Here is a 13359-nt window from a genome sequence, read left to right on the forward strand (position 1 = left end):
GAATAAAAATTAATTTAGTTTGTAGTGAGAGCCATAAAAAGCCGAGTTTTTACTCGGCTTTTTATTTCAGAATGTCATGCGTAAATTCACACCCAATCGGCGTGCTTCTTTTTCATCCAGTGAGTCCATATTAATATCGATACCTAGAAAGCGACTATTAAGAGACAAGCGAAGGCTGTCGGTGTCGGGTTCATAAAATCCGCCCAGAGAAAACGCTTCTCTTTGGTATTGAAGTCCGACATTAGCGATAACATGTTGGCTCTTGGTATTGAAACCGATGCTGTTAAAACCGAAGGCCGCATTCCACTGTGATTGTATGGCGTGGGTGATACTTCCTTGGGTTCGAATCGGTAAACGTTGGGTGTGGCGTTTATTGCCTTCAAAGCCTGACACCACCGCCACCGACGACAGTCGGCCATCTTCATCAAACCTGATGCTATTGGTATTGGCGTTCGCACGGGTATAGGTGGCTTGAGACCAGAGAGTACGAGTCAGAAAATCTTCAATATTGAGCTGCCAATAAGTGGACTGAAAGAGTTTACCGCTGGCCATAATATCAATACCAAAACCGTGGCCATTAAATTCTTCTCTAGCGCGATCCAATAAATGATCTTCTGTGTAGGTGTAGTTTAACGTTAAATCACCGTTGTAATTGGTAATGTCGCTGTTGTCTCCAGCGATACTGCCGTGAATTCGCCCATCGATAATGTCCTTTCCATACCAATAATTGGTTCTTAAAGAAAAAGAATAATTGTCTTTTTCTAAAAGCGGGAAGGAAACACCTATGCCCGAAGCACGAAGATGACTGACCGATAAATCAATGTTGTAGACGGTATTGTTTTCTAGTGGAGTGTCATTTTGATCTCGATGAATAAAGTCAATCGTGTTGGGTGTGTACTCAACAAAATAATCTAACCGCTCAAAGGCATGAAGACGGAATGAAGGTGTGGCATAAGTCATTTCCATACGGGAATGAGAAAACGCAAAATCCCCTTCATCCGGTGGTGGCCCTTCTAAATTATTTACCAATTGGTGAATGGGCATCGCATCGCTGTAATTTTGACTGTTTAATTCTAAAGAAATGCTGTGTTTTGAGGGCAAGAGGGAAATGTCGGCGTACGTATTTTTTGTGGTACAGAATAAACCGGTAGAAAAGCCGATGGCGCACCACGTGCAAAAGCGGGATGTTCGATTCATAGTAAGAGGATATTGAGAGTGGGTAAAAGGCAAAGGCATTATCGAGGCTTGCACTTTGCCAGTATCGATCTATTAATCACCTATTATCAACATCCTTGTTGAATGAGTGCATCCTTGTTGGTTTACTTTAATGGAGTAAAGAAAACCGTTTTAATGAGAGTGCTAAATGTAAGTGTTAAATAAAAGTGAAAAGGTGTTAGCACAGAAATAAAGTGTTTATAGCGATTCAAACGAACCATCACGGTAGCGAATCACCAACGTACCAGATTCGTCGCTGATGCTGCCGTACTCAGTGCCATTTAAGGTCAATCGACCTTGAATAACGTCGCGATCTTCATCAACACTAAAAAGCGATAGCTCAACATTGTTTTCATTTTCAATGGTGATGTTGTCAATATCCGAAGAGTCGTCTCCTTCATACACAATTTCCATTAACATCCCGCTACTGTTTTTAAGAGAGACGCTGGATTCATAGGTATCCACCCCGGTTCGAGTGGCTTGCACTTGAACGGAAAAGCGCTCATTCAGGGCATTAATAAACGCACCGAATTCCAATGTGGTGGCAATGTCCACAAAGGCATAATCGTTTTCGTTCGGGCAGTTGTAGTAGCGTAGAGTGGGGCTGGGGTAGGTATCTGTGTAATAGCTTCTCCACCAATAGCGGTTGTTACCATAATCAATATTGTTATCGTAAAATCGGCTACTACAACGTGGGCGAAAATTTGAGCTATCGGTGCGAATGGCAAAACGTGTATTTAATTCATCCCCCAAAGCATTGGTCAGAGAGCCATCAAGTACAATCGACAACTGACCTGTGGTCAGGGTTGGGTAAAAATAGGCGTACAAATTCGAATAACGATGTTCAGACGGAATGAGTGTGCCGTTGAAATTGAGATCCGCTGTGGCAGCCGTATCTAAACCGATATGAGTGCGGCCCGTAAAGGTTACGCCGTTTTCTCGATTTAATTGTTCTACGGTAACGTCCACATCAAAAAAGGCTCGAATTAATACATCCAAATCGCTAGCGGTGTAATCGTAACTGTGTAATTCGTCCAGCCCTGCTGAGGCATTGAGAGCAAACTGCATAAACAAGCTGCTTTCTGGCGCAAGAGAAATTTGAAGTTGGTCTTCAATACGAACTTCCCCTGACACCACCAAGTCCACATTCACATTGGCGGCAATGCTGGCTTGGATGTCTGACTCATAAGACGTTAAACCCGTATTGCCGTTAACCCCTACCGTAATTTGTGAGTTACGATCGGTTGCAGTGATGTCCACATAAGTGGGTTGGTCTTCACCATAAAGATAGCCGTTTAAAGTGTAATTAAAATACGGTGTGTCATCGTCATTCACATAATAGGTACTTTTATTGACGTATAAGTTGGTATCGTCGTCAAAATAGATTGAAGAATATTCGTTGTCAGCAAAATAAGCGTGAGCATGACCAATGGCCTGGCCGACTCGGCCCAAGGCATCAAACCCAGCACTTACATCTTCATCAATAAAAGACTCGGTCATGGTTTGCTCTTGGGTAAACTCAAATGAGTCGGTATAGAGCGCGGCATTAGCAATATCACGAATGTCTTGCACCATGGCTTTTACGGTATCGAATTCGTTGTCAGCAGTAATAGGAAAGCTGCCACGAATAGGGGTGCGTGATCCGTTATGGGCGGTTAATCCATCAATAGTGAAATTATTTTCTAACTCAAACAGTGTTGTGGTTACGCCATCGGCTACGGCCGCATTTTGCATGATATCGATTAAATAGTTGGATGATAAAATGTCTTCGTAGGTGACGCCGCTATCACCCGTATCTGCAATTCCGCCATTCAGTGCGTACTGCTCTGCAAAGGTATTAAGTGCTTGGGCGAGACTCAGGCGTGGCTCTGAGTGATCTTTTAGGGTGGCCTCAATAATGGCGGAATTTAAAACGCTGTAGCGCAAGCTATTGTCGTCTGCCAACGACACAGAGTCTGAGTTTGTGATGTCAATAATATTTATACGGGTAACATCGCCCTCAATATTAAAACGGTCTGCCACACTGTGATTGGCTGAATGAATAACCGCTGCCGCATCATTATTGGTATTCATTTCTGTTTTTGCCAATTGACTGGCTACGGTAGAAAGGGCCGATAGGGTAATGGGTTGCGATTCATCCGCCGAGGGCAGCAACGCTTGTAAGGTAAAGGCCTCATCGTTCATTTCGTAAGTGTCTCCGAAATGAATACCGTTTTCACAGCCGAACGACACATCGCATTTCATTAACGTTGAACCATTGCGTGCCGGTGTGAGGGTCACCGCGACAGGCCCGCCGGAATAATCTGTCAGCGTAATGTTTGAAAATTGCCCAAGCGTATCGGTGGTGCCTGATCCGAGTGGTGAATTAACATCAATTTCGCCATTGGTAATGGGGTAAACGGTCACTTCACCGCCGACGATTAACCCCTTAACGGCCGTACCCGATAATTGTACTTGTGTCTCCACAGAGGAATTTGGTTGTGCGCTGGTGTCGTTGTCGCTATTGGAGCTTGACGAGCCTCCGCCGCAACCGACCGTTGACAGCGCCACACCCATAGCGCTGACTAAGATTGCTTTTTTAAAGGTGCTTCTACTTAATGTGTTTCTATTAGACAGAGTTTGATTAGATGTAATAGGCATAGATTTCCTTGTTGAAAAATGTTTCCTGGGGGCAGCCCCGTTGCTATTAATGGTTTTTTGATGGATTTATGTTGTTGTATTTATCTGCACGATTTAATAGTGAAAACACCAATCCATAACGAAAAACAAAAATCGTTTGTTCTTGTGTTTTAACTATGAATAGTGTGGTATTGACTAGAGGGTGAACACATTTTTAAATGTGTTCACTAAAAGAGTGATAATTATATCACAGCTAATAAAACCTTGGTGATATTTTTGTAATTATTTTTTGTATTTATATACAGTAATTTGAGGCTTCTGTTTAGGTTGCTTTTCAGGTGCTCCTTTTTCTGCTTTGCGAAAATAAAGTCTGTGCTATGCCTTAATCAGGGGTTTACTTCAGGCCAGTTATCGAACAGTTTCTTTATAGTCGCATAAGGCGTGCTATCGGGTTTGAGTTGGTTGTAAGTTAACCTTTAAGGTTGAATGTTGTTCAGTGGGTGCCATCGATAAGAAATTCTCTTAGTGTTTTCATGTCTAACCTCTTATAATCCTCACCATTAAATCCTTATCGTGTACTGTGTGTACCGTAGAGGTGAAATTTGAATTTGTGTACAAGTCTGTGTACATGAGACGAAGAAATGAGAGTGTTATAAACCGTAAATGTCCCATAATATCAACAACATACGCAACTTCTCCATCATTGCCCACATTGACCACGGTAAATCGACCATTGCCGATCGATTTATTCAACTTTGCGGCGGCTTATCTGACCGTGAAATGGCCGCCCAGGTTCTTGATTCCATGGATATCGAGCGGGAGCGTGGTATTACGATCAAGGCACAGAGTGTCACTCTCGATTATAAAGCCCGCAACGGTGAAACCTATCAATTGAACTTCATTGATACTCCTGGGCATGTGGACTTTTCCTACGAAGTGTCTCGTTCGCTAGCGGCCTGTGAAGGGGCGCTGTTGGTGGTCGATGCCGCCCAAGGTGTTGAGGCGCAATCGGTTGCCAACTGTTATACCGCCGTTGAACAGGGGCTTGAAGTGATTCCTGTTCTCAACAAAATGGATCTGCCTCAGGCCGAGCCAGATCGTGTGGCACAAGAGATTGAAGACATTATTGGTATTGATGCGTCTTCTGCTGTGCCGTGCAGTGCCAAGTCTGGTCTGGGTATGGAAGACGTTCTAGAGCAGCTGGTCACGCTCGTACCTCCACCGGAAGGGGATGTTGATGCCCCTTTGCAGGCGTTGATTATTGACTCTTGGTTCGATAACTATTTAGGGGTCGTCTCTCTGGTACGAGTCACTCAGGGCACCTTAACGGTCAAAGACAAAATCATTGCCAAATCCATTGGCAAGGCTCATGTGGTCGATAGTGTGGGTATTTTCACACCCAAGCGTGTAGAAACCAAAGTACTAAAAGCCGGTGAAGTGGGCTTTGTGGTGGCGGGCATCAAAGACATTCATGGCGCGCCAGTGGGGGATACCTTAACCCACGCGAATACACAAGATACCGAAGCGTTGCCTGGGTTTCAAAAAGTGAAGCCCCAAGTTTATGCGGGTTTATTCCCGGTCTCGTCTGATGATTATGAAAGTTTCCGAGATGCCTTGGGCAAGCTCGTCTTGAATGATGCATCATTATTCTATGAGCCAGAAACCTCCGATGCTCTGGGTTTTGGTTTCCGTTGTGGCTTCTTGGGTATGCTTCACATGGAAATTATTCAGGAGCGTTTAGAGCGTGAATATGATCTTGATTTGATCACCACGGCGCCAACGGTGATTTTTGAGGTGGTTCAAAAAGACGGTGAAACCGTCTACGTGGACAACCCCTCTAAATTGCCAGACAGTGGCATTATCGAAGAGATGCGCGAGCCGATCTGCGAGGCCAATATTTTGGTTCCGAAAGAGCATTTGGGGAATGTCATCACCCTTTGTGTTGAAAAGCGCGGCGTTCAGAAAGACATGCAGTTTGTGGGTGGGCAGGTTTCGGTGAGCTATGAGCTGCCTATGAATGAAGTGGTGATGGACTTTTTTGATCGTATCAAATCTGTTAGTCGTGGATTTGCCTCGCTCGATTACAGTTTTAGCCATTTCCAAAAAGCCAATTTGGTGCGCCTTGATGTCTTAATTAACGGCGATAAAGTGGATGCATTGGCGCTCATCGTTCACAAAGATAATGCACACTTTAAAGGCCGTGCCTTGGCGGAAAAAATGAAAGAACTCATTCCGCGACAAATGTTTGATGTGGCCATTCAAGCGGCGATTGGTGGTCAGGTCGTTGCTCGTACCACTGTGAAAGCATTGCGCAAGAATGTGACTGCGAAATGTTACGGTGGTGATGTGACTCGTAAGAAAAAACTATTGGAAAAACAAAAAGCCGGTAAAAAGCGTATGAAGCAAGTGGGTAGTGTGGATATTCCACAAGAAGCGTTTCTTGCCGTATTGAAAGTCGATAGTTAAGAAAATAGTGTTTTGCATTTGTTGAAATATTGGCTCCTTATTAACGTTGGATTTTGCTTGAATGGATATTAATTTTCCGCTAATCATGGTTTTGCTGGTGTTTGCCAGCGGTTTTATTTGGTTATTTGATGCATTGTTTCTCTCTGGTAAACGTCGTGCGGCGGTGAGTGCGGTCGAAAATCAGTTTTCTGGTGTGAACCTACCGGGTGATGAGTTAGTGTTACTGGAGTCGAACGACGCCTCATTGGCCCCAGAGCAAAAAGCGTATGCAACGGCCTTAGTCGCAGCAAAAAAAGAGCCGGCGGCTGTGGAGTACGCTAAATCCTTTTTCCCAGTGCTATTTGTGGTATTGGTGTTGCGTTCGTTCTTGGTAGAGCCTTTCCAGATTCCATCCTCTTCAATGGAGCCTACCTTAGAGATCGGTGATTTTATTTTGGTGAATAAATTCACTTATGGTATTCGTTTACCTGTGGTTCGAACGAAAGTCTTTGATATCAATACTCCAAAGCGTGGTGATGTTATGGTTTTTTTTCCGCCACATAAAAAGCAGTATTATATTAAGCGTGTTATCGGTTTGCCCGGTGACAAAATTCAATACACAAACAATGTGCTTTATATCAACGGCGAAAAACAACCTCAATCGTTAGTGGCTTCCTTACCGGCGGCTCGGCCAATGTTTCAGTTAACCACTGAAACATTGGATGGGCGCGAACACACCATGAAAAAATCCATTCAGCCTGGACCATTAAGTGTTCATGGTGTTTGGGAGGTTCCTGAAGGTCATTACTTTATGATGGGCGATAACCGAGATAACAGCTCTGATAGCCGTGCCTGGGGTGTGGTGCCAGAAGAGAATATTGTGGGTAAGGCTTTTGCGGTTTGGATGCATTGGGAGTCTTTCTTTAGCATCCCCAATTTCAGTACCGTTGGGGTGATTGAATAAAGCTAACTGTAAAAACGGTATAGTGTTGTATGCTTATGTTTAGTAACACTTGTATCTTGTAACTGTAAAAAGCTAAGGAGCTTGATGGTGAATTTGCCTTATAAGCAGCGTGGTATGTCCCTTTATGGCTGGGTATTGGTTTTAATGGTGGCAGGCTTCTTTTTCACCGTGGCGTTTAAATTGGGCCCCGTTTATATCGACAACTCGTTTATTGCCTCTGGCTTGAAAGATTTGGGGCGTCACCCAGAAGGGGTGGAAACCCTGAGTAATGGGCAAATTAAGAAAGAGCTGATGCAGTTTTTCTCCATCAATAATGTCAGAAACGAAGAAGCCAAAAACATCAAAGTTCAGCGTAACGGCGAAGTGGTTTTGGTGAATATTGACTATGAAATTCGCGTTCCGATGTTTGCCAATATTGATGTTGTTTTAACGTTTAATAATCAATTGAACAGTAAATTCCCTGGACAGTGTTGTACCCCCATTAATGAGTAGTAATCCTATTTTGATCGATGCGTTGCAACGGCGCATCGGTTATACCTTTAAAGATCTTTCACTTCTTGATCAAGCATTAACCCACCGTAGTTTTGGCGTGAAAAATAACGAACGCTTGGAATTTTTAGGTGATTCCATTCTGGGCTTTATTATCGGCGAAGCGTTGTACCAACAATTCTCCAATGCCAGCGAAGGGGCGCTTACCCGAATACGTTCGACGTTGGTAAAAGGCGAGACACTGGCGGAGATTGCCCGTGAATTTCAATTAGGCGATTGCTTGATTCTCGGTGAGGGGGAAATGAAAAGCGGTGGCTTTCGTCGTTCCTCTATATTAGCGGATACAGTTGAGGCGATTATTGGCGCTATCTATACCGACTCTGACTTTTCTAATTGCCGGAAAATCGTCTTAAATTGGTATGGGGACCGTATGCAGTCAGTGTCGCCGGATAAGCCCCATAAAGACCCTAAAACTCAGTTGCAAGAGCTATTGCAGGCGAAGCATCAACCGCTACCAGACTATGAGGTTGTTGCGACGTCTGGTGAGGTGCACGATCAATTAATTACCGTTCAGTGCCGCGTATCTCTGCTGGAAGAGGCGTTTGAGGCGACGGGGAAGAACCGCAAGCAGGCAGAGAAAGCCGCCGCAAAGCAAGTGCTGAGTGCTTTGTATGCGGCAGGATTTAAAAATAAGTAGTACAAATTAAAAGCAGTATAAGTAAAGTAGTGAAAAATAAAGTAGTGAAAAATAAAGTAGTGAAAAATAAAGAAGAGTAGATTCATGAGCGACGACCTTACCCCTTCCTCAACAGAGGTAGCATCCATTAAACGCTGTGGTTATGTGGCGATTGTGGGTAGACCCAATGTGGGTAAATCCACGCTATTAAATCATTTGTTGGGTCAGAAGATCAGTATTACTTCGCGGAAACCGCAAACCACGCGAAACAACATGTTGGGGATTAAAACGGAAGGTGGGACTCAGGCCATCTTTGTAGACACCCCCGGAATGCATCTCGGGCAAACCAAGGCCATTAATCGCTTTATGAATCGCTCTGCTAATACTGCTGTTAAAGACGTGGATTTGGTGATTTTCGTTGTTGATCGAACTGTGTGGACGGAAGAAGATCAATTGGTGGCCGAGCGCTTAGCAAATTGTGAATGCCCGATTGTACTCGCGGTGAATAAAGTGGATCGAGTCGAAGATAAAGCCGCTTTATTACCACACCTACAGGCGCTCACAGAAGCCATTAATTGTGAAGAGGTGATACCGGTCTCTGCATTACAAAAGACCAACTTGGAACAATTGGAAGCGATTATTGATCGTCATCTACCAGAAGGTGAGCATTTTTTCCCGGAAGATCAAATTACCGATCGCAGTAGCCGTTTTATGGCGGCGGAAATTATTCGCGAAAAAATCACGCGCCAGTTGGGGGACGAATTACCTTACCAAATGGCGGTGGAAATTGAAGAATTTCGGCACGAAGGCAGCATTATTCACATTAGCGCGTTAATTTTGGTGGAGCGCAAAGGTCAAAAGCGTATTTTAATTGGAGATAAAGGCGATCGTATTAAAAAGATTGGTCAGCAGGCGCGGCTGGATATGGAGAATCTTTTCGAAGAAAAAGTCATGTTAAATTTGTGGGTGAAAGTTAAAGCGGGTTGGTCTGATGATGAGCGTGCATTGCGGAGTTTGGGGTATGATGATCCGCAATAACGTTTTTTAACTTCCTTTCTATAATGTGCTTTTCTTTTCTCAATGTGGGGTGAAATGAATGTGTTGAACCCCGCCATTGATTTTCAACCTGCTTACGTATTGCATACACGGCCTTATCGAGAAACCAGTTTAATCGTCGATTGTTTTACGGCAAACTTTGGTCGCATCTCCCTTGTGGCCAAAGGCGCTAAGCGAAAAAAATCTTCTCAGGTCTCATTACTTACTCCTCTGCTACCCATTCACATTACGTGGTCAGGTCGTGGGGAATTAAAATCGTTACGTGACGTGGAGGTGGCTCAATATCGTACCGTGTCAATGGGCTTGGGTTATTACTGTGTTATGTATGTGAATGAGTTGCTGTTACGTTTGGTGCCAAAAGAAGAAGTGCTTTCGTCATTATTCATGGCGTACAACCATTTTGTTATATTGGCTTCTGCAACGGATCTTGCATCGCAACAATTAGCATGGTTTACAGAGCAATTAAGGCGATTGGAGTTTCTATTATTGAATGTTTTGGGTGTGGGGGTGAATTTCCATTGTCAGCCTCTCACTGGAATCAGTATTCAACCTAATCTTTATTACTGGTTTGATGTTGAAAATGGTTTTGTCGAAGCAACATCGGTAAAAACAGAAGCGATTTTATCGAAAAGTGCCAGTGAGCATTATAAGATTGTTCAGGGTAGAGACATTTTTTTGGGCGAGCAATTGCTTCAGATCGGTGATTTTTTGCAAAATCAAAATGAAATGATAGTCCCCTCAAAAGGAAATAAAGAGGCTTACCTTACTCACTTGTCAGCTCCTGCACGCCATTGTGCGAAACGCATTGCCCATCTGGCAATTATGGCCCGATTGGGTGATCGCCCCTTGAAAAGTCAAGCTTTGCTTCGCAAGGTTTGGCACACTTTTAAAGACTCTTCTTAGTGTCATCGCTTTCAAGCGGATCTGTAAATAAGCATTTTGTTTCTCAAAAAATGCTTATTTACAAATACCCACTTTATTCCTCAAACAGCACTGCCAAATCCATTTCAGAAGACCACACTAATAACTCTTCTATGGATTCGGTTAAGGCGTTTATAGGGGAATCTAAATTATCGTAATGTTTGTTTTGCAAGAGTTTGTCTAAAGCTGAGGCTGCTTCTTTTAGCTTTGGCACGCCGGTGTAACTGGCTCCACCATGCAGCTTGTGTACAGTATGCTCCAGCTCTGAAAAAGTTTTTGTCTCGTAATATTGCCGAATTTTTTCAAGGTCTTTGGGAAGGTTATCGACTAGCATCGCTAGCATATCGTGGGCAAGACGACTCTTTTGGTTGCTCAGCTGTAAGCATAGCCCGATGTCCACCACCTTTTCTGCTGGGGCTGATGTGACTTTTACTGCATTGCCGGTTTGGTGTTGAGCGGCGGCAGGTTGAGGTGTTTGTTGCGCCTCTTTTTTAGGATGAAGCGTATGGATATTCATGACCTTTTCGGTCATTGGGGATTTCGCAAACGCATTACTGGTTGTGGCATTACACCAGCGTTGAATAATATGAATGAGCTGATCCTCAGTAATCGGCTTACTTAAATAATCGTCCATGCCGGCCAGTAACAGTTGCGATTTTTTTTCATTAACTGCATGAGCGGTGAGAGCTACAATCGGAGTGCGAGGTTGGTTGCTGGGGGTTTGTTGTCGAATGGTTTTTGTGGCCTCCATTCCATCAATGCCCGGCATTTGAATATCCATAAAAATTAAATCAAAGGCGTCAGTTTGGCAAATTTTGATGGCTTCTTCCCCATTGGTGGCGGTGTGAGTTTCTGCGCCTAAATTAATTAAAAATTCCTTCACTAGCATCAAATTGGCAGGGTTGTCATCAACGGCCAGTATTTTGGGGGGGCGCCCTTCTACGGTAATGGATTTGGTGTTTTTGGCTTCTTTAATTTGTTTATTTAAATTGAGGTGTGTGCAAATAGTGCGATAAAGTCGATCTTGTACAGCAGGCTTATTGGCATAAGCCACCGATTTGTTAATGTGTTCCAATTGCAAGTCACGTTGGCGGTAGGGGGTAGTTAATAATACGGTTTTGCAGTGGAAGTCTAAATTTAACTGATAACTCAGTTGGTCAATGAAATTCGCTTCTTCCGCAATGGACTCAAATTCATTGACATCAAGAAGGAGCAACTGTTGAGGTTTATTTTCGTTAGTGAGCTTTCCTGCCGTCTTCAGTATGTTATCGGGAGAGTCAATGAGCTCGACGTGTACTTTCCACAAAGAGAGCGTTTGTTGCAGTTGCTCCCTGAGAAGGGCGTTGGCGCTGCAGACCATAATGGATATGCCCATTAAGGCGGCATATTGGTTGTCTTTTGGCTTTGCTCCGCTGTCGAGCTTCAGAGAAAACCAAAATGTCGACCCTTCACCCGGCACGCTGTGTACACCAATATTGCCACCCATGGCGGTAACGAGTCCTTTGGAAATGGCCAGGCCTAAGCCTGTTCCACCGACGCGTCGGTTGTCTTTGTTGTCGACTTTGGAGAAGGCTTCAAAGAGTTGATTTTTGTCGGTATCAATACCAATGCCGCTGTCTTCGACCGAAAATAATAAGGGGTTGGATTTTTGATTCTCATTTTTTAACGTCGTAATCGACTCATCTTTTTTAACCCGTAAAATAACATTGCCTTTTTCTGAATATTTAATGGCGTTGCTGAGTAGGTTGGTGAGGATTTGTTTTAATCGTAAAGGGTCTCCTACCAATTGCATGGGAATGTCGGGTGCGGTCAGGGTGATGACTTCCAGTTGTTTTTTAATGGCTTCTGGAGCCAGAATCTGCACGGTTTCTTCTAATACGGTGCGTAAATTCATTGGGGCGTAGTCGAGGTGAACTTGCCCGGATTCGATTTGGGAAAAATCCAAAATATCGTTAATAATGGTCAATAATCCCTGAGACGAGGTTTCAATGGTTCGTAAATACTCGGTTTGTTGTTCGTTGACATCGCTTTTGAGTAGCAGTTGAGAAAACCCGATAATTCCGTTTAATGGGGTACGAATTTCATGGCTAGTATTGGCAAGAAATTCGGATTTAATTCGGCTGGCTTCTAATGCTTTTTTACGGGCAAGGTCAAGCTCAATATTTTGAATTTCGATGGTTTCCATGGTCTCTCGAAGATCGTTCATCGACTGCTCAACATTGGATTGCAGTTCCACTTGTGCCTGCTCAATAGAGCGCGCCATCCAATTCACATCGTCCGCCAAGGGTTTTAACTCGCTGTTACTGTCTAATCGAATACGGTATTTATAGTTGCCCGCACCGACGGCACGTAGGCTTTCTTCGATTTCTTTAATGGCGGGTTTGAAGCGTTTTAACCACAATTGCAGAGCAATCGCGGAGATCACTGGTACGGCAAAGCATAAGCAAAAAATGGCCAGGACAAATTCAAAATAAATGAGCCGCATGGGGGTTTGATCCACCACGATGTCTACCCAGCCGATCACCTCACCATTGACGTCTGACACAATGGGATAACTCATTCTGTATTGATTTTCGATGGTGGTGCCAGATACCTGAGCTTGGTTGCTGAACCAATTGGCTTTGGGTGATTTTTTCGAATAACGAGGCCCAATATGGGTAAAAATTTGTTCATTGGCATCTAATACGCGCACACTGCGAACGTGATTTTTTTGCATGTAGGCGTTAAGAATTTTTTGTGTGGCGTCGTAATCTCTTTGATATAAATAATTGCTGGCGAGGTGAGCGATACCGGAGGCGGTATTTTGTGTTTGCGACCGGGTAATGATGTTCATTTCCCGGTAGTAAATGGCCGTCAGCAGCAATGCCAAGATGGCAATGGTGAGAGAAAAAGGCAAAAGCGCCATTTTACGAATGAGGCTTTGAAGTATCTGGAAGTGCATGATAAATCGCCTTGTTGCCACTCAAGGTCGTTA

At 43.9% G+C, this 13359-nt stretch carries 9 protein-coding genes; 6 read left to right on the forward strand and 3 right to left on the reverse strand.

The window, feature by feature from the left end:
- Nucleotides 1-66 precede the first annotated feature (66 nt).
- Nucleotides 67-1197, reverse strand: coding sequence for a hypothetical protein (locus LU351_RS09170; protein ID WP_232593774.1), 1131 nt, complete (start codon nt 1195-1197; stop codon nt 67-69).
- Between the two features lie 216 nt (nt 1198-1413).
- The gene (locus LU351_RS09175; RefSeq protein ID WP_232593775.1) at nt 1414-3855 is read right to left on the reverse strand and encodes a hypothetical protein; all 2442 of its coding nucleotides are present in this window, start codon (nt 3853-3855) and stop codon (nt 1414-1416) included.
- A 642-nt stretch (nt 3856-4497) separates the two neighbouring features.
- Here LU351_RS09175 and lepA point away from each other — a divergent pair.
- From lepA to recO, 6 genes are all read left to right on the forward strand, one after another.
- The gene (lepA, locus tag LU351_RS09180; protein WP_232593776.1) at nt 4498-6300 is read left to right on the forward strand and encodes a translation elongation factor 4; all 1803 of its coding nucleotides are present in this window, start codon (nt 4498-4500) and stop codon (nt 6298-6300) included.
- Between the two features lie 61 nt (nt 6301-6361).
- Complete coding sequence (lepB, locus tag LU351_RS09185; RefSeq protein WP_232593777.1) at nt 6362-7243, forward strand: signal peptidase I; 882 nt, start codon at nt 6362-6364, stop codon at nt 7241-7243.
- A gap of 114 nt (nt 7244-7357) precedes the next feature.
- Nucleotides 7358-7735, forward strand: a complete 378-nt coding sequence (locus LU351_RS09190) for a DUF4845 domain-containing protein (protein ID WP_232593778.1) — start codon at nt 7358-7360, stop codon at nt 7733-7735.
- Entirely contained in the window at nt 7728-8429 is a 702-nt protein-coding gene (gene rnc / locus LU351_RS09195) for a ribonuclease III (RefSeq protein ID WP_232593779.1), read from the forward strand. The genes LU351_RS09190 and rnc overlap by 8 nt, the downstream gene beginning before the upstream one ends.
- 84 nt (nt 8430-8513) lie before the next feature.
- A complete protein-coding gene (gene era / locus LU351_RS09200) occupies nt 8514-9446 on the forward strand; it encodes a GTPase Era (protein ID WP_232593780.1) in 933 nt (310 codons plus the stop codon).
- A gap of 54 nt (nt 9447-9500) precedes the next feature.
- Nucleotides 9501-10367 carry a DNA repair protein RecO gene (gene recO, locus LU351_RS09205; protein ID WP_232593781.1) on the forward strand — a complete coding sequence of 289 codons (867 nt, stop codon included), beginning with the start codon at nt 9501-9503 and terminating at the stop codon, nt 10365-10367.
- A gap of 73 nt (nt 10368-10440) precedes the next feature.
- On the opposite strand, the gene LU351_RS09210 is transcribed toward recO, so the two are convergent.
- Nucleotides 10441-13326, reverse strand: coding sequence for a response regulator (locus LU351_RS09210; protein WP_232593782.1), 2886 nt, complete (start codon nt 13324-13326; stop codon nt 10441-10443).
- Nucleotides 13327-13359: the final 33 nt, after the last annotated feature.

Origin of the sequence: Marinibactrum halimedae (genome assembly GCF_021234875.1) — a bacterium.
Lineage (GTDB): Bacteria > Pseudomonadota > Gammaproteobacteria > Pseudomonadales > Cellvibrionaceae > Marinibactrum > Marinibactrum halimedae.